At 67.6% G+C, this 17690-nt stretch carries 18 protein-coding genes; 8 read left to right on the top strand and 10 right to left on the bottom strand.

Annotation, left to right across the window (positions count from 1 at the left end):
• Positions 1-45 precede the first annotated feature (45 nt).
• From AB0K36_RS02590 to AB0K36_RS02575, 4 genes are all read right to left on the bottom strand, one after another.
• On the bottom strand, positions 46-1314 hold the full coding sequence (locus AB0K36_RS02590; RefSeq protein ID WP_364587222.1) for an MFS transporter: 1269 nt from the start codon (positions 1312-1314) through the stop codon (positions 46-48).
• 76 nt (positions 1315-1390) lie between these two features.
• Complete coding sequence (locus AB0K36_RS02585) at positions 1391-2473, bottom strand: inositol-3-phosphate synthase (RefSeq protein WP_364587219.1); 1083 nt, start codon at positions 2471-2473, stop codon at positions 1391-1393.
• 60 nt (positions 2474-2533) lie between these two features.
• Entirely contained in the window at positions 2534-3247 is a 714-nt protein-coding gene (locus AB0K36_RS02580; RefSeq protein WP_364587216.1) for a PadR family transcriptional regulator, read from the bottom strand.
• 491 nt (positions 3248-3738) lie between these two features.
• On the bottom strand, positions 3739-3918 hold the full coding sequence (locus AB0K36_RS02575) for a hypothetical protein (protein ID WP_364587752.1): 180 nt from the start codon (positions 3916-3918) through the stop codon (positions 3739-3741).
• On the opposite strand from AB0K36_RS02575, the gene AB0K36_RS02570 reads away from it, so the two are divergent.
• Together AB0K36_RS02570 and AB0K36_RS02565 are read left to right on the top strand one after the other, a co-directional pair.
• Positions 3898-6294: a transglycosylase domain-containing protein gene (locus tag AB0K36_RS02570; RefSeq protein ID WP_364587726.1), complete on the top strand. Its 2397-nt coding sequence runs from the start codon at positions 3898-3900 to the stop codon at positions 6292-6294. The genes AB0K36_RS02575 and AB0K36_RS02570 overlap by 21 nt on opposite strands.
• 119 nt (positions 6295-6413) lie before the next feature.
• Positions 6414-7955 (top strand): glycosyltransferase family 87 protein, encoded by a 1542-nt coding sequence (locus AB0K36_RS02565; RefSeq protein WP_364587213.1) that lies wholly within the window; start codon positions 6414-6416, stop codon positions 7953-7955.
• Between the two features lie 77 nt (positions 7956-8032).
• Here AB0K36_RS02565 and AB0K36_RS02560 read toward each other — a convergent pair whose 3' ends face one another.
• The 3 genes from AB0K36_RS02560 to AB0K36_RS02550 all read right to left on the bottom strand — a co-directional run bounded on the left by AB0K36_RS02560 (position 8033) and on the right by AB0K36_RS02550 (position 10734).
• Complete coding sequence (locus AB0K36_RS02560; protein WP_159689867.1) at positions 8033-9064, bottom strand: alanine racemase; 1032 nt, start codon at positions 9062-9064, stop codon at positions 8033-8035.
• 76 nt (positions 9065-9140) lie between these two features.
• Positions 9141-10259, bottom strand: coding sequence for a lipid II:glycine glycyltransferase FemX (locus tag AB0K36_RS02555; protein WP_005315017.1), 1119 nt, complete (start codon positions 10257-10259; stop codon positions 9141-9143).
• Positions 10260-10419: 160 nt separating this feature from the next.
• Positions 10420-10734, bottom strand: a complete 315-nt coding sequence (locus AB0K36_RS02550; protein WP_364587210.1) for a hypothetical protein — start codon at positions 10732-10734, stop codon at positions 10420-10422.
• Positions 10735-11004: 270 nt separating this feature from the next.
• On the opposite strand from AB0K36_RS02550, the gene rpsF reads away from it, so the two are divergent.
• The 4 genes from rpsF to rplI all read left to right on the top strand — a co-directional run bounded on the left by rpsF (position 11005) and on the right by rplI (position 12713).
• A complete protein-coding gene (rpsF, locus tag AB0K36_RS02545) occupies positions 11005-11295 on the top strand; it encodes a 30S ribosomal protein S6 (protein ID WP_093655579.1) in 291 nt (96 codons plus the stop codon).
• A gap of 74 nt (positions 11296-11369) precedes the next feature.
• Positions 11370-11969 (top strand): single-stranded DNA-binding protein, encoded by a 600-nt coding sequence (locus tag AB0K36_RS02540; protein WP_364587207.1) that lies wholly within the window; start codon positions 11370-11372, stop codon positions 11967-11969.
• A 42-nt stretch (positions 11970-12011) separates the two neighbouring features.
• On the top strand, positions 12012-12248 hold the full coding sequence (gene rpsR, locus AB0K36_RS02535; protein ID WP_003956534.1) for a 30S ribosomal protein S18: 237 nt from the start codon (positions 12012-12014) through the stop codon (positions 12246-12248).
• An 18-nt stretch (positions 12249-12266) separates the two neighbouring features.
• Positions 12267-12713, top strand: coding sequence for a 50S ribosomal protein L9 (gene rplI, locus AB0K36_RS02530; protein ID WP_189473123.1), 447 nt, complete (start codon positions 12267-12269; stop codon positions 12711-12713).
• 112 nt (positions 12714-12825) lie between these two features.
• Here rplI and AB0K36_RS02525 read toward each other — a convergent pair whose 3' ends face one another.
• Positions 12826-14163 (bottom strand): MATE family efflux transporter, encoded by a 1338-nt coding sequence (locus AB0K36_RS02525; RefSeq protein WP_364587203.1) that lies wholly within the window; start codon positions 14161-14163, stop codon positions 12826-12828.
• Between the two features lie 457 nt (positions 14164-14620).
• On the opposite strand from AB0K36_RS02525, the gene dnaB reads away from it, so the two are divergent.
• Positions 14621-16081 (top strand): replicative DNA helicase, encoded by a 1461-nt coding sequence (gene dnaB, locus AB0K36_RS02520; protein WP_364587722.1) that lies wholly within the window; start codon positions 14621-14623, stop codon positions 16079-16081.
• 66 nt (positions 16082-16147) lie between these two features.
• On the opposite strand, the gene AB0K36_RS02515 is transcribed toward dnaB, so the two are convergent.
• Positions 16148-16564, bottom strand: coding sequence for a VOC family protein (locus tag AB0K36_RS02515; protein ID WP_189473118.1), 417 nt, complete (start codon positions 16562-16564; stop codon positions 16148-16150).
• Between the two features lie 9 nt (positions 16565-16573).
• Positions 16574-16948, bottom strand: a complete 375-nt coding sequence (locus AB0K36_RS02510; RefSeq protein ID WP_364587719.1) for a helix-turn-helix transcriptional regulator — start codon at positions 16946-16948, stop codon at positions 16574-16576.
• 208 nt (positions 16949-17156) lie between these two features.
• Here AB0K36_RS02510 and AB0K36_RS02505 point away from each other — a divergent pair, with 208 nt between their 5' ends.
• Complete coding sequence (locus AB0K36_RS02505; RefSeq protein ID WP_189473114.1) at positions 17157-17567, top strand: VOC family protein; 411 nt, start codon at positions 17157-17159, stop codon at positions 17565-17567.
• Positions 17568-17690: the final 123 nt, after the last annotated feature.

The following is a 17690-nucleotide window of genomic DNA, read 5'->3' as shown; positions in this document are numbered from 1 at the left end:
GGGATTCCCCCTGTGAAAGTGCTCTCGGTGTTTGACGCGGGCACGCTATAGCACTCGACCTGCATGGCCCCAACGCACCAGGCCCGCGGCCGCCGTGGCATAGACCCCCGCCACCATCAGGACCAGCGGAACCGACCGGCCGTCGGGGGGAAGCATCAACGCGGCGACGCCCGCCGCGCCGACGAAGGCGACGTTGAACAGCACGTCGTAGAGGGAGAAGACCCGGCCACGGAACGCGTCTTCCACGGATGTCTGCACCACCGTGTCCGTCGCGATCTTCGCCCCCTGGGTCACGAGCCCGAGCAGGAAGGCCGCGGCAAGCATCGGGCCGGGCCTGAACGGCAGGGCCAGAGAAGGTACGAGGACTGCGGCAGTCGCCGCGCAGGCCACCATCCATCCGTACCGGCCCAGCTTCCCGATCGCCCACGGGGTCAGCACGGCCGCAGCGAAGAAGCCGGCGCCCGAGGCGGCCAGAGCCAGTCCCAACAGCGCGAGTCCGTCCGACTCGTCGGTGGACCAGGCGTTGCGGCAGAGCATGAGCACCATCACCGTCAGCGCTCCGTAGCAGAAGCGCAGCAGCGTCATGGCGGCGAGCGCATGGGTCGCCGCAGGCCGCTGTTTCAGGTATCGCAGCCCTTCGAGCAGTCCCCGCGCCGTAGAGGCGATCGCGGCACCCAGACGGGGCTGGACCACGTCGGGGTCCGGGCCGAGCAGCTCTCTGCCCATCCGCAGTGAAGCCAGGGCCGCGCCGAGGTAGAGCGCCGCTCCGAACAGGACCACCGCAGCGTCCGAGTCCGAGGCGATCAGTCGTACAAGGAAGGCGAGACCGCCGCCGGCTGTCGCCGCGAGCGTCCCCGCGGTGGGCGAGAGGGAGTTGGCCATGACGAGGTGCTCGGAATCAACGACGCGTGGCAGCGCCGCGGAAAGCCCGGCCAGAACGAAGCGATTGACGGCCGTGACCGACAGGGCCGAGGCGTAGAAGAGCCAGTCGGGGACGGAAAGGAGGATCAACAGGGCGGTACAACAAGCGAGCAGTGCACGAAGCAGGTTCCCGTAGAGGAACACCTGGCGGCGCTGCCACCGGTCGAGCAGCACCCCGGCGAACGGGCCGACCAGGGAGTAGGGGAGGAGCAGGACGGCCATGGCGGACGCGATCGCGGCCGGAGAGGTCTGCTGCTCCGGGGAGAAGACCACGTATGTGGCGAGAGCGACCTGGTAGACGCCGTCGGCTGCCTGTGAGAGCAGACGCACGGTCAACAGCCGGCGGAAGTCGGCGAGGCGCAGGAGTACGCGCAGATCACGTACGACGGGCATGCGAGCAAGGGTCACACACGCGGAGGGTCCCCGGGTGTACGACCCGGGGACCCTCCGCGACGGCAGGTGGAAACGCTTAGCGCTCGACCTCGCCATGGATGAACTTCTCGACGTTCTCGCGAGCCTCGTCGTCGAAGTACTGCACCGGCGGGGACTTCATGAAGTACGAGGACGCGGAGAGGATGGGGCCGCCGATGCCGCGGTCCTTGGCGATCTTCGCGGCGCGCACGGCGTCGATGATGACACCGGCAGAGTTCGGGGAGTCCCAGACCTCGAGCTTGTACTCGAGGTTCAGCGGGACGTCACCGAAGGCACGGCCCTCGAGGCGCACGTAGGCCCACTTGCGGTCGTCCAGCCAGGCCACGTAGTCCGACGGCCCGATGTGGACGTTCTTCTCGCCCATGTCGCGGTCGGGGATCTGCGAGGTGACGGCCTGCGTCTTCGAGATCTTCTTGGACTCCAGGCGCTCACGCTCGAGCATGTTCTTGAAGTCCATGTTGCCGCCGACGTTCAGCTGCATCGTGCGGTCCAGGATGACGCCCCGGTCCTCGAAGAGCTTGGCCATCACGCGGTGCGTGATGGTGGCGCCGACCTGGGACTTGATGTCATCGCCGACGATCGGGACACCGGCCTCGGTGAACTTGTCCGCCCACTCCTTGGTGCCGGCGATGAAGACCGGGAGGGCGTTGACGAACGCGACCTTGGCGTCGATGGCGCACTGCGCGTAGTACTTCGCAGCTTCCTCGGAGCCGACGGGCAGGTAGCAGACCAGGACGTCGACCTGCTTGTCCTTGAGGGTCTGGACGATGTCGACCGGCGCCTCGGGGGACTCCTCGATGGTCTCGCGGTAGTACTTGCCGAGACCGTCGAGCGTGTGGCCACGCTGAACCGTGACGCCGGTGTTCGGCACGTCGCAGATCTTGATGGTGTTGTTCTCGCTGGCGCCGATGGCGTCCGAGAGGTCGAGGCCGACCTTCTTGGCGTCCACGTCGAAGGCGGCCACGAACTCGACGTCACGGACGTGGTAGTCGCCGAACTGGACGTGCATCAGACCCGGCACCTTGCCGGCCGGGTCGGCGTCCTTGTAGTACTCGACGCCCTGCACCAGCGAGGCGGCGCAGTTGCCCACGCCGACGATGGCTACGCGAACCGAACCCATTGGCGGTTGCTCCCTGTGTGTTCTCGGTGTTCCGGATGAAACCCTGCGGTGCGCGGGGCTTCACTTGGCGGGGTCGTCGGACGGATCCGGCGGGGTGGAGTCATCGGGAGGCGTCCCTCCGGAAGACTCGGCACCCCTGTGCCGGGGCAGGCCGCCCGTCGCTCCAGATGTGTTGTCCTGCTGCGCGGTGCTCTCGGGCGAGGATCTCTGATCCCGCCCTGCCCGCTCGCTCTCGATGAGCTCGTTCAGCCATCGCACTTCACGTTCCACGGACTCCATGCCGTGCCGCTGCAGCTCGAGGGTGTAGTCGTCGAGGCGCTCCCGGGTGCGGGCCAAGGAGGCGCTCATCTTCTCCAGACGCTCCTCCAGCCGGCTGCGGCGGCCTTCCAGCACCCGCATCCGCACTTCGCGCTCGGTCTGCCCGAAAAAGGCGAAGCGTGCCGCGAAGTGCTCGTCCTCCCAGCTGTCGGGGCCGGTGTGGGAGAGCAGCTCTTCGAAGTGCTCCTTACCTTCCGCCGTCAGCCGGTAGACGATCTTGGCGCGCCGGCCCGCGAGCGAGGCTGCGAGGGCGTCCTCGGGAGCGTTTCCCGGTTCCTCGATCAACCAGCCGTTGGCGACCAGCGTCTTGAGGCAGGGGTAGAGGGTCCCGTAACTGAAGGCCCGGAAGATTCCCAGTGACGTGTTGAGCCGCTTGCGCAGCTCGTAACCGTGCATCGGGGCTTCGCGGAGCAGACCGAGGACGGCGAACTCGAGGATGCCGGAGCGCCTGCTCACAGTCGCCTCCCTCGCCGGTCCTGGCCGTGTATGCCGTGCTGATGTATCGACTCGATACATCAGCACGATAGAACGGCGCGACTGTCCCGACAAGGGGCGCCATGGTGAGCGGCGTCACATCGTCAATTCATAGGGAGAGAGTTGCCTGAAATGGGGTGAACTTCAGGCCTAGGAGGGTTTTGGCCGTGCGTAGTCTGTGCGGATGCAGACCACCGGGAACCATGTGACGTCTCCATGCGTCATCGCCGTGGATGCACAGCGGATGAGCCCTTCCCAGAGCTCGTCCGTATCCATTTCGGGGGGACCGGAACTCAACTGCCGCTTCCAGGCGTCTCGCCTGCCCGAGGAGTAGTCGTTCGATGAGCGAGCACCGTCGCAAACCGCCGCAGCCACAGGGTGGCGGGCGCGCCGCGGCCAGACGCGCCGCCCAGCAGTCTTCAGGCCGCCGGGGCGTCCCACCCCGGGGCGCCACGTCGGCCTCACCTGCCGCTTCACATGGTGAGGAACGGCCCTACAGCAGTCGCGCCGAGGCGCGCCGCGCCGCACAGCGCGGCGGCCATGGAGGGCGCGGTGGCCGTCGTGGCGGGGGTGGCGGTGACGGCGGATACGACGGTGCCGGCCGCCGTGGTGGGCGGCCGGGCAAGAAGAGGCTGATCGACTACCCGCGCCACGACAGGTACGGGTGGCGGCGCTGGGTGCCCTCGTGGAAGCTCGTGACCGGCCTGTTCCTCGGCTTCCTCGCCAGTCTGATGACGGCGGGCACCATCGCCTACGCCATGGTGGGTGTGCCCGAGCAGGCGTTGATCGCCGGAGCGCAGAACAACGTCTACTACTGGGACGACGGCACCCAGATGGTGGCCACCGGTGGTGAGGTCAACCGGCAGATCATCCCCATCTCGAAGATCCCCATCGAGATGCAGAACGCGGTCATCTCCGCGGAGAACAAGACCTTCCGCGACGACTCGGGCATCGACCCGATGGGCATCGGCCGGGCCCTCTTCAACATGGCCCGGGGCGAGCAGACCCAGGGTGGGTCCACCATCACCCAGCAGTACGTGAAGAACGCGATGCTGGACAACCAGGACCAGACCCTCAGCCGTAAGTTCCAAGAGCTCTTCATCTCCATGAAGATCGACACGGAGATGAAGAAGGAAGACGTCATGGAGGGGTACCTCAACACCTCCTACTACGGTCGAGGCGCCTACGGCATCCAGGCCGCGGCCCGCACGTACTTCAACAAGGACGCCGACAAGCTGAACGTGAGCGAGTGCGCCTTCCTGGCGTCGCTCCTCAAGGGCGCGACCTACTACGACCCCGCCGGCGCCACGGCGATCGACCCCGCGGCGAACGAGGAGGCCAACACCAAGCGGATGAAGATCCGCTGGAGCTGGATCCTCGACGAGATGGTCAAGGACAAGTACCTCGACGCGGCGGAGCGCCAGAAGTACACGGAGCTTCCGAAGTCGGAGTCGCCCCGTAAGAACGCCCAGCTCGGCGGTCAGATCGGTTATCTGGTCGACCTGGCCAAGGCCAATTTCCTCAACAACCACGACGAGGAAGTCGACCTGTCCAAGGGCGGCTACGAGATCTACACGACCTTCAACAAGAAGCGGGTCGCGGCCCTCGAGAAGGCGGTCAAGAAGGTCCGCGACGAGAACATCGACCCGAAGAAGCGCCCGAAGACGGACACGCACGTCCAGTTCGGCGGCGCCTCGGTCGAGCCCGGGACGGGCAAGATCGTCGCGATCTACGGCGGTGAGGACGCCACCAAGCACTTCACCAACAACGCCGATGCCACCGGCGCCCAGGTCGGATCGACGTTCAAGCCCTTCGTCCTCGCCGCTGCCATGCGCGACGGCGTCCGCAACCCCGAGCTCGGGGAGGAGCAGGGGCCCGACGACCGCCGGATCGTCGACCCCGACAAGAGCCGGTACAGCGGCAAGAACAAGCTGAAGATCAAGAACTACGACGGTTCCGTCTGGCAGAACGAAGAAGGGAAGGAGTGGAATCAGACCAACGACGGTCAGCAGAGCTACGGCAACATCAGCCTGCGCGAGGCGATGATCCACTCCGCCAACTCCCCCTACGTGCAGCTCGGCATGGACATCGGTATCCCGCAGGTGAGGGACGCGGCCATCGCCGCCGGTCTGCTGGAGTCCAGCCTGAGCAAGTCGAACGTGCCCTCCTTCTCGCTCGGTATCTCCGAGCCAAGCGCCATCCGTATGGCAGGCGCCTACGGCACCTTCGCCGCCGAGGGTGAGCAGCGTGACCCGTATTCGGTGACAGAGGTCAAGCACGAGGGCGTGACCGTCTACAAGCACGAGGACAAGGCCGAGCAGGCATTCGACGAGGACATCGCCAACAACGTGACCGACGTGCTCAGGGACGTCGTCGAGGATCCCGAAGGCACCGGTAACAACGCCCAGGTCAAGGGGCGGCAGGTCGCCGGCAAGACCGGTACGACGGACGGCAACAAGTCGGCCTGGTTCGTCGGCTACACGCCCCAGCTGTCGACGGCCATCGACATGTACCGCCTGGACGACAACGAGAAGAACAAGAAGCGCGAGTTCCTCGAGATGTACGACACCGGCGGTCAGAAGAAGATCCACGGTTCGTCGTTCCCGTCCGAGATCTTCCAGGACTACATGACTGAAGCGCTCAAGGGCACCAAGGTCCTCAAGTTCCCGAAGCCGGAACCGATCGACGGTGAGGCGGTCTGGGGCGGCGGTGCTGTCAGCCCGTCCCCGACGCCGAGCAGCAGCCCGTCCGAGTCTCCGTCCGCGTCCCCGTCCCCGTCGACATCACCCAGCCCGTCCACCAGCCCCGGCCCCTCGGAGTCCTGCAACCCGTGGGAGGACTGGACCTGCGGCGTCGACGGTGGCGGCGGCAACGGCGGCACCGATCAGGGTGGTGACAACGGCGGCGTGACGTCGAGCCCGTCTTCATCACCCGGCACCGATGGCGGCGCCGACGGCGGCGGAGGCAACGGGAACGGCGGTGGCAACGGGGGCGGCGGCCTCTTCGGAGGCACCGACGGCGAAGGCTGACGGTCACCCGCACCGGCCATGACGAGGCCGCCGCACCGGGAATGGATCGGCATCCGTGCCGAGCCCCCGGAGCGGCGGCCCTCGTCGTATCCCCCTCCCCGTACGGCAGGATGTGCACCATGCCCAGCGCAGACGAGACGAGCGTGTACGACGAACGGCCTGACCTACGCCCCGAGGCTTCCGACGTACGCCCCACACGGCGTGACCGGATCGCCGCGGCAGGCAGCGAGCTGATCGGCGGCCCGGCCGGGCGCTGGGCGTCGCGCAGCGGGGACGGCCCGCTCACCCCCGTGCGTGTGGTGGCGCTGGTCGCCATCGGCATGTTCGCGCTGGGCATGGTGCAGAAGCTGCCCTGCTACAACTGGGCATGGTTCAGGGGCACCAGCTCGCAGTACACCCATGCCTGTTACTCGGACATCCCGCATCTGTTCGTGGGCCGCGGCTTCTCCGAAGGCCTGATCCCGTACTTCGACCGGCTGCCCGGTGACATGGAGTACCTCGAGTACCCCGTACTGACGGGCCTCTTCATGCAGGTCGCCTCCTGGATCGGCCGCCTCGGCGGCGGCTCCGGCCTGGCGCAGCAGCAGATGTACTGGATGGTCAACGCGGGGCTGCTGATGATCTGCGCCGCGGTCATCGCGGTCTGTGTCGCCCGCACCCACCGCCGGCGCCCCTGGGACGCGCTGCTCGTCGCTCTCGCCCCTGCCTTCGCGCTGACGGCCACCATCAACTGGGACCTGCTCGCGGTGGCTCTCACCGCTGCGGCGATGCTGATGTGGTCACGCGGCAGGGTTCTCGCCTTCGGCGTCCTGATCGGACTCGCGACCGCCGCCAAGCTCTATCCGGTGCTGCTGCTCGGCCCTCTGCTCGTCCTGTGCTGGCGGGCGGGCAAGTGGCGGGAGTTCATCACGGCGACGCTCGGCGCGGCGGCAGCCTGGCTCGTGGTCAATCTGCCCGTGATGCTGTTCGCGCCGGAGGGCTGGAAGAAGTTCTACACCTTCAGCCAGGAACGCCAGGTCGACTTCGGATCGTTCTGGCTGATCATCACGCAGCGCACCGGTCAGTCCATCGACGTCGAGAGGGTCAACACCTACGCAACCCTGCTGATGGTCCTGGCCTGCGCGGGCGTCGGTCTGCTCACGCTGAGGGCACCGCGCCGCCCCCGCTTCGCCCAGCTCGCCTTCCTGGTCGTGGCCGCCTTCATCCTCACCAACAAGGTCTACTCGCCGCAGTACGTGCTGTGGCTGATCCCGCTCGCCGCCCTCGCCCGTCCCCGTTGGCGTGACTTCCTCATCTGGCAGGCGTGCGAGGTCATGTACTACCTGGGCATCTGGATGTACCTCGCCTACACGACCAGCCCCAAGCACCAGGGGCTGCCGCAAGAGGGCTACCAGCTGGCCATCGCGCTGCATCTGCTCGGGACGCTGTACCTGTGCGCCGTGATCGTGCGCGACATCCTCATGCCGGAACGGGACGGGGTACGTCAGGACGGCTCCGACGATCCGGGAGGGGGCGTTCTCGACGGCGCTCCGGACGCGTTCGTGCTGGGGCCGGCGGCGCATCCGCCGCGGCACGCCGCTCACGCCGAGGAAGGTCCGCGCGTCGAGTGGGGCGTTGAGGCCGGGAGCGGGCGGGAGACCGGACCGCATCCTTCCGTCTGAAGCCCCTCTGCGAGCGCGGCACGCCCGGGGACGGCGCGCGTCCGTCCCCGGACAGTCGGCAGGGGGACGAGGGCCTGCTAGCGGTCCACCAGCCGGTCGAACTGGGTCGTCGTGTGCCTGAGGTGCGCCACCAACTCGTCACCGACCTTCGGCTCCTGAGCGTCGGCGGGCACGAACAGGATCGAGACCTGCATGTGGGGCGGCTCGGCGAACCAGCGCTGCTTGCCCGCCCACACGAACGGCGACAGATTGCGGTTGACCGTCGCCAGACCCGCCCGTGCTACGCCCTTCGCGCGCGGCATCACGCCGTGCAGCGCCTTGGGCGCCTCCAGACCGACACCGTGCGACGTGCCGCCCGCCACCACGACGAGCCAGCCGTCGGAGGCGGCCTTCTGCTGGCGGTAGCCGAAACGATCCCCCCGGGCCACGCGGGTGACGTCGAGAACGGCGCCGCGGTACTCGGTGGCCTCGTGGTCGCCGAGCCACAGCCGTGTCCCGATCCGCGCGCGGAAGCGGGTCTGCGGGAACTGCTGCTGCAGCCGGGCCTGCTCCTGGGCGCGCAGATGGCTCACGAACATCGTGTGCAGCGGCAGCCTGGCCGCACGCAGCCGGTCCATCCAGCCGATGACTTCCTCGACCGCGTCGGAACCGTCGGTCCGGTCCAGCGGCAGGTGCAGGGCGAAGCCCTCCAGCCGTACGTCCTCGATGGCGGCGTGCAGCTGGCCGAGATCCTGCTCGGAGATGCCGTGGCGCTTCATCGAGCTCATGCACTCGATGACGACGCGGGCTCCCACCAGCGCGTGCACACCGTCGACCGAGGAGACGGAGCGGACCACCCTGTCGGGCAGCGGCACCGGTTCCTCACCACGCCGGAAGGGCGTGAGCACCAGGAGATCGCCGCTGAACCAGTCCTTGATCCGTGCGGCCTCGTACGTCGTGCCCACGGCGAGCATGTCGGCGCCGAAGCGTGACGCCTCCTCCGACAGCCGTTCGTGGCCGAAGCCGTAGCCATTGCCCTTGCAGACCGGGACGAGACCGGGGAACTGGTCGATCACCGACTTCTGGTGCGCCCGCCAGCGAGCGGTGTCGACGTAGAGGGAGAGCGCCATGGCCGGCCCGGAACCTTTCTGGTGGCTGCGGTGTATCAGAGACATGTACGAGACTACGGAGTCGGCCGCGGCGTCGTCAGCGACGCGACATGTAGATGTCCAGCGCCTTGTGGAGGAGCTTGTTCAGCGGGAAGTCCCACTCACCGACGTACTCGACGGCCTCACCGCCGGTCCCGACCTTGAACTGGATCAGCCCGAAGAGGTGGTCCGTCTCGTCGAGAGAGTCGCTGATGCCCCGCAGGTCGTAGACCGTCGCGCCCATGGCGTACGCGTCGCGGAGCATCCGCCACTGCATCGCGTTCGAGGGCCTGACCTCGCGCCCGATGTTGTCGGAGGCGCCGTACGAGTACCAGACATGGCCACCGACGACCAGCATCGTGGCCGCGGACAGGTTGACCCCGTTGTGCCGCGCGAAGTACAGGCGCATGCGGTTCGGGTCCTCGTTGTTCAGCACCGTCCACATGCGCTGGAAGTACGAGAGGGGGCGCGGCCGGAAGCGGTCCCGCTCAGCAGTGATCTCGTACAGCCGCTGCCATTCGGCCAGGTCCTCGTAGCGGCCCTGCACGACCTCCACGCCGGCCTTCTCGGCCTTCTTGATGTTGCGCCGCCACAGCTGGTTGAAGCCCTTGAGGACGTCGTCGAGCGAGCGGTTGGCCAGCGGCACCTGATAGACGTAGCGGGGTTGGACGTCACCGAAGCCGGCACCGCCGTCCTCGCCCTGTTGCCAGCCCATCTTCCGCAGCCTGTCCGCCACTTCGAACGCGCGCGGTTCGATGTGCGTCGCTTCCACGTCGCGCAGTCGCTTCACGTCCGGGTCCTGGATGCCGGCCTTGATCGCCGGGGCGTCCCAGCGGCGGATCACGACGGGTGGACCCATCTTCACCGAGAACGCGCCCTGGTTCTTCAGGTGCGCCAGCATCGGCTGGAGCCAGTCGTCCAGGTTGGGGGCGTACCAGTTGATCACCGGGCCCTCGGGGAGGTACGCCAGATACCGCTTGATCTTGGGCAGCTGGCGGTAGAGCACCAGGCCCGCGCCGACGAGCTCACCGTTCTTGTCGAACCAGCCGAGGTTCTCCGAGCGCCATTCCGTCTTCACGTCCGCCCACGCCGGGACCTGGCAGTGACTCGCCGAGGGCAGGGTCTGGATGTATGCCAGATGCTGCTCACGACTGATGGTCCTCAGGGTCAGGCTCATGCGGGGCGCTCCTCGGCAGGTGTGTCCCCATGGGTCAGGGGCTCCGGCTCTCGCGCCGAAGCCTACTGGTCCGAGGCTGGGGCCCGAATGGCTGTGCGCGGGAGCGGGCCGCCGGTCGGCCCGCTCCCGCCCCCGCCCCTGGGTTCGACGCCCCCCGGCCTCAGCCGAGGACGCCACCGAAGAGCCCGCCGTGCGCCATCCCGAGGAAGAACCCCACCGCGGACGCGCCCAGCCCGATGATCAGCAGGAACCGCTCACGGGTCGTCGCGGAGATGAACTGCCCGTAGGCACCTGTCGCGATTCCGATGAGCCCCGCCCACGAGCTGAGCAGATGCAGGTTGTGGAACATCGCCGAGATGAACGCGAGAGCGCCCAGTACCAGCGTCACCGCCATCAGGGTGTCCTGAAGGGGATGAGGCTTGCCGTCCGTGGCGAACAGCGAGATAGAGGAGTGACGTCGCATTGCCTGTGCCATGAGGCACCTCCTGGCTTTGCCGGAAGGCGGCGCATCGTAGCGCCGCGTCCACCCGATGTGTACAGATTGCGGCCATGGGCCACCGGATTTCAACCGGAAGCCGGAGTGCGGGTACTCTGTACGGTCTGCACCGGTGTCTGTCCAGGCCACGACGCGATCTCCACTCGACGAGGGGGATTGTCAGTGGCGGCCGATACCGTTGCTTACGCATCACGACCCTCCTGCCACGGAACGACCGTGGCCGCTGAGTCCAAAGGAGGTGGGTTCCACATGCGTCACTACGAGGTGATGGTCATCCTCGACCCCGATCTCGAGGAGCGTTCTGTCTCCCCGCTGATCGAGAACTTCCTCTCCGTCGTCCGTGAGGGCAACGGAAAGGTTGAGAAGGTCGACACCTGGGGCCGTCGTCGTCTCGCTTACGAGATCAAGAAGAAGCCCGAGGGCATCTACTCGGTCATCGACCTGCAGGCCGAGCCTGCGGTCGTCAAGGAGCTCGACCGCCAGATGAACCTGAACGAGTCGGTCCTCCGGACCAAGGTCCTCCGTCCCGAGACCCACTGAGCACCTAGCTCAGAGGTCATCGGGTTTCGAGTAGCAGCAAGCAGCCAGCAGCAATCCCGCCGAGAGGTTCACCCATGGCAGGCGAGACCGTCATCACGGTCGTCGGCAATCTCGTCGACGACCCCGAGCTGCGCTTCACCCCGTCCGGTGCGGCGGTCGCGAAGTTCCGCGTCGCGTCCACTCCCCGCACCTTCGACCGCCAGACCAACGAGTGGAAGGACGGCGAGAGCCTCTTCCTCACCTGCTCGGTCTGGCGTCAGGCGGCGGAGAACGTCGCCGAGTCGCTCCAGCGCGGCATGCGTGTCGTCGTGCAGGGCCGGCTCAAGCAGCGGTCCTACGAGGACCGCGAGGGCGTCAAGCGCACGGTCTACGAGCTGGACGTCGAGGAAGTCGGCCCCAGCCTCAAGAACGCCACGGCCAAGGTCACCAAGACCACCGGTCGCGGCGGCCAGGGCGGCTACGGCGGCGGTGCCGGCGGCCAGCAGGGCGGCGGCAGCTGGGGCGGCGGCCCCGGCGGTGGTCAGCCGCAGGGTGGCGGCGGTGCTCCCGCCGACGACCCCTGGGCCACCAGTGCGCCGTCCGGCGGCGGCCAGCAGGGCGGGGGCGGCTGGGGCGGAAGCTCCGGCGGCTCCGGGGGCTCTGGCGGCGGCTACTCGGACGAGCCGCCCTTCTAGGGCAGCTCGTACCCCACTTCTTGATCACACAGGAGATACACCATGGCGAAGCCGCCTGTGCGCAAGCCTAAGAAGAAGGTCTGCGCTTTCTGCAAGGACAAGACCGTGTACGTGGACTACAAGGACACGAACATGCTGCGGAAGTTCATTTCCGACCGCGGCAAGATCCGTGCCCGCCGCGTGACCGGCAACTGCACGCAGCACCAGCGTGACGTCGCCACGGCCGTCAAGAACAGCCGTGAGATGGCGCTGCTGCCCTACACGTCCACCGCGCGATAAGGGAAGGGTGACCGAAACATGAAGATCATCCTCACCCACGAGGTTTCTGGCCTCGGTGCCGCCGGCGACGTCGTCGACGTCAAGGACGGATACGCTCGCAACTACCTGGTCCCGCGCGGTTTCGCGATCCGCTGGACCAAGGGTGGCGAGAAGGACGTGGCGCAGATCCGCCGCGCCCGCAAGATCCACGAGATCGCGACCATCGAGCAGGCCAACTCCATCAAGGGTCAGCTCGAGGCCGTCAAGGTGCGCCTTGCCGTTCGCTCCGGCGACGCCGGCCGCCTCTTCGGCTCCGTCACCCCGGCTGACATCGCCTCGGCGATCAAGGCTGCCGGTGGCCCGGAGGTCGACAAGCGTCGTGTCGAGCTCGGTTCGCCGATCAAGACCCTGGGCTCGCACCAGGTGTCTGTGCGTCTGCACCCCGAGGTTGCCGCGCAGCTCGGCGTCGAGGTCATCGCCGCCTAAGCGCTGACACTCGGCAGAGAAGTAGGAAGGGCCGCACCCGACGGGTGCGGCCCTTCCGCCGTCTCGCGGTGGCGGGTCTTTCATGGTGGCGCCGTTTCACGTGAAACGGCGATCAGCGGGCAGCCCCCGTCACGATCCATCGACCGGAACGTGCCCGCCACCACAGCGTGATCAGACGGACGGTCATCATCAAGGTCATCGCCCACCACAGAGTGGTCAGTCCACCTCCGAGGGCGGGAACCAGCAAGGCGACCGGGGCGAAGACGGCCAGGGTGAGCAGCATGGCCGCTGCCAGATAAGGGCCGTCACCGGCGCCCATCAGGACACCGTCCAGCACGAACACCACACCGGCGATCGGCTGGGACACCGCGACGACCAGCAGCGCGGGGAGCAATGTGTCACGGACAGCCTGATCACTCGTGAAGAGAGGGATGAAGAAGGGCCGGGCGGCCACCACCAGGATCCCGAGCACCACGCCCGAGACCACTCCCCACTGCACCATCCGCCGGCAGGCCTGCTTGGCGCCTTCCGCGTCACCGGCTCCCAGATAGCGCCCGATGATGGCCTGTCCGGCGATGGCGATCGCGTCCAGCGCGAAGGCCATCAGACTCCAGAGGGACAGCACGATCTGGTGAGCGGCGATGTCCGTGTCGCCCAGCCTGGCCGCCACCGCGGTGGCGATCATAAGGACCGCTCGCAGGGAGAGCGTACGCACGAGCAGCGGTACCCCTGCCTGGGCGCTCGCCCGGATACCTGCCGCGTCGGGACGGAGTGAGGACCCGTGCTTACGCGCTCCCCTGACGACGACGATCAGGTAGGCGGCCGCCATTCCGCACTGTGCGATCACGGTGCCCCAGGCCGAGCCGGCGATACCGAAGCCGGCTCCGTAGACCAGTCCGGCGTTGAGTCCCGCGTTGGCGGCAAAGCCGCCGACCGCGACATAGAGGGGGGTACGGGTGTCCTGGAGACCCCGGAGCACTCCGGTGGCCGCGAGCACGATCAGCATGGCGGGGATGCCGAGACTGGAGATGCGGAGATACGTGATCGCATGAGGTGCGGCGGTATCGGAAGCTCCGAAGACCTCCACCAGCCATGGGGCTGCGGGAAGAGTGACGGCGATGACGGCGAGCCCGAGGAACAGAGCCAGCCAGATGCCGTCCATCCCCTGCCGAATCGCTGACTGGAGGTCACCCGCTCCGACCCGACGGGCAACGGCGGCCGTGGTCGCATAGGCCAGAAAGACGAACACACTCACCGCGGTCATCAACAGGGCAGCCGCTACGCCCAGGCCCGCCAGTTGCGGGGTACCGAGATGGCCGATGATGGCGCTGTCGACCATGACGAACAGCGGCTCGGCGACAAGGGCGCCGAAGGCCGGAACAGCGAGCGCGATGATCTCCCGGTCGTGTCGCCGCAGACGTTCCTTCGGCCCTGCCGGTACCTGTGTCATGGGCGCCAATCTAATCTTCCACAGGTAAGTGATGCAAGCTGCCAGCAGTCCTTACCTTGAGGGGTGTCACCCCTTGGTTCGTGCGCCGTTTGTTCTGATCTTGATCCGGCGGACAAAGTTTTTCTCCCCCACAGGCGGTGGATGCGAAAACCGCAGGTGAGACGGGATGAGAGGGGCGGGACGTGAACTTTTCCACAGTGCTGTCCCCCGGTCCGTGCACAGGTTGCGGAGGGTTCTCCACAGCATCTGATCCTTCGTCCACAGTGCCTGTGGATAACCAGATTGGCTGATGCCCCCGCCGGGCCTACCGTGGACCGTCGCCCGACGTGCGGAAGCCCCTGCTTCGAACGGAGTCCGGCGACTCGATCTGTCAGTGCCGTGGCATAGAAAAGACTGCCACGGCGTAGGTCCGTGGAGCGGACGGGAGGAGGTGGCCCGGGTGAGCATTTCCGAACCCTTGGACGACCCGTGGGCGGCCGACAGTCCGGGGGACCGTCTCCCCGCCTCCCGTCAGCGGCGCCACGAAGGGCGCGGCCGTGAGGACCAGCACGACCGAGGCGGGGAGAGCGGCGGCTGGGACGGGGGCTCCCCCGGGTTCGAGCGCGTCCCGCCGCAGGACCTGGACGCCGAGCAGTCGGTCCTCGGCGGCATGCTGCTGTCCAAGGACGCGATCGCCGACGTCGTCGAGATCATCAAGGGCCACGACTTCTACCGGCCGGCGCACGAGACGGTCTACCAGGCCATCCTCGACCTGTACGCCAAGGGCGAGCCGGCCGACCCCATCACCGTGGCGGCCGAGCTGGTCAAGCGGGGCGAGATCACCCGGGTCGGCGGCGCACCGTACCTCCACACGCTGGTCCAGTCGGTCCCGACAGCGGCCAACGCCTCGTACTACGCGGAGATCGTCCACGAACGGGCCGTGCTGCGCAGGCTGGTGGAAGCCGGCACCAAGATCACGCAGATGGGTTATGCCGCCGACGGTGACGTCGACGAGATCGTGAACTCCGCCCAGGCCGAGATCTATGCCGTCACCGAGCAGCGCACGAGCGAGGACTACCTGCCGCTCGGCGACATCATGGAGGGCGCCCTCGACGAGATCGAGGCGATCGGTTCCCGCAGCGGCGAGATGACCGGTGTGCCGACGGGCTTCACCGACTTCGACTCCCTGACCAACGGCCTGCACCCCGGCCAGATGATCGTGATCGCCGCGCGTCCGGCGATGGGTAAGTCGACGCTGGCGCTCGACTTCGCGCGGGCCGCTTCGATCAAGAACAACCTGCCCAGCGTGATCTTCTCGCTCGAGATGGGCCGCAACGAGATCGCGATGCGACTGCTGTCCGCAGAGGCCAGGGTGGCTCTGCACCACATGCGGTCGGGCACGATGACGGACGAGGACTGGACGCGACTGGCTCGCAGGATGCCGGACGTGTCGCAGGCGCCTCTCTACATCGACGACTCGCCGAACCTCTCGATGATGGAGATCCGCGCGAAGTGCCGCCGGCTGAAGCAGCGGAACGACCTCAAGCTCGTCGTCATCGACTACTTGCAGCTGATGCAGTCGGGCGGTTCGAAGCGGGCCGAGAGCCGCCAGCAGGAAGTCTCCGACATGTCCCGTAACCTCAAGCTGCTCGCGAAGGAGCTCGAGGTTCCCGTGATCGCGCTCTCCCAGCTGAACCGTGGCCCCGAGCAGCGCACGGACAAGAAGCCGATGGTGTCAGACCTCCGTGAATCCGGCTCGATCGAGCAGGACGCGGACATGGTCATCCTTCTGCACCGTGAGGACGCCTACGAGAAGGAGTCCCCGCGCGCAGGCGAGGCGGACCTGATCGTGGCCAAGCACCGTAACGGCCCCACTGCGACGATCACCGTGGCCTTCCAGGGCCACTACTCGCGGTTCGTGGACATGGCACAGACCTGATGCCCGGCGAGGGCCTTGGGGTGTGACGGAGGCGTTGGAACGGTTGATGAACGGTCCGGCAGGGGCTCACTTCCCGAGGGGCTGGGTGAAGCGCAGCAGGTTGCCGGCAGGGTCGCGGAAGCCGCAGTCGCGGACGCCGTAGGGCTGGTCCATCGGCTCCTGCAACACCTCGCCACCCGCGGCGCTGATGCGCTCGAAGGTGGCGTCGCAGTCGTCCGTCGCGAAGATGACGCCGCGCAGCAGGCCCTTGGCCATCAACTCCGCCATGGCCTGCTTGTCGGCCGGTGAGGCGTTCGGGTCGGCGACGGGCGGTTCGAGGACGATGTCGACGTCCGGCTGTGAGGGCGCGCCGACGGTCACCCAGCGCATCCCCTCGAACCCCACGTCGTTGCGCACCTCAAGGCCGAGCACGTCGCGGTAGAAGGCGATCGCCTTGTCGTGGTCGTCGACGGCGATGAAGCATTGGGAGAGCCTGATGTCCATGCCGTCACGCTACGGCCGGGCGGCGGGGTTCGCTTCTCCGTTCCTGACCGGCCGCGTGTGGATCTTGGCCATGCATGCCGGGATGGCGGCGCCCTGGTCGTGGCTCCGGGCCCGGTAGGTGCTCGGGGTCTCGCCGACCAGCTCGGTGAAGCGCGAGCTGAACGACCCCAGCGACGAACAGCCGACCGCGAAGCAGACGTCGGTCACCGTGAGGTCGCCGCGCCGCAGCAGTGCCTTGGCGCGTTCGATGCGACGGGTCATCAGGTAGCTGTACGGCGTCTCGCCGTAGGCGGCACGGAAGCTGCGCGAGAAATGTCCCGGCGACATCAGGGCGTCACGGGCAAGTGCCGGGACGTCGAGCGGCTCGGCGTAGTCGCGGTCCATCCGGTCGCGGGCCCGCCGCAGGCGTACGAGGTCGTCGAGATCCTGCCGTCTCACCTGAGCATTTTCCCACAGCGCCGCGGCCGGCGATGGGGGAACAGGGACGATACGCGGAGCCCGAGTCGGCGAGAGGGGCCGTGGCGAGAGCGGCGACGGGATCGGTCAGGAATCGAGAAGCGCGGGCCATGGCGCCGTAACTAGCGTGATCGCCATGGACATCAGCATTCACTGGACCTTCCTCCCGCACACCGACCCGGACGCCTCCCTGGCCTTCTACCGCGACACCCTCGGCTTCGAGGTCCGCAACGACGTCGGATACGGCGACATGCGCTGGATCACGGTCGGCCCCGCCGACCGGCCCGGGACGTCCATCGTCCTGGAGCCGCCGGCCGCCGACCCCGGCACCACCGACGAAGAGCGTCGCACCATCGCCGAGATGATGGCCAAGGGCCGCTACGCCCGCATCACCCTGGCCGCCGCCGACCTCGACGGCACCTTCGCGCGGTTGCAGGCCGGCGGTGCCGAGGTCGTCCAGGAGCCGACCGAGCAGCCCTACGGCATCCGCGACTGCGCGTTCCGCGACCCCGCCGGCAACGTGATCCGCATCAACGAACTCCGCTGAGCCGTCCGGCGATCGCGGTCGTGATCTGCATGGACGGGGCCGTGCAGAACGACGGTGGAACCCCGGTCGCCCGCGTCACAGAGGATCGTCGCCTCGGCCGCGCCGGCGAAGGAGAAACAGACA

Source organism: Streptomyces kurssanovii (genome assembly GCF_040677245.1).
Taxonomy (GTDB): domain Bacteria; phylum Actinomycetota; class Actinomycetes; order Streptomycetales; family Streptomycetaceae; genus Streptomyces; species Streptomyces kurssanovii.
The sequence above is the reverse complement of the archived record's forward strand: the minus strand, read 5'-3'. Positions and strand labels throughout refer to the sequence as shown.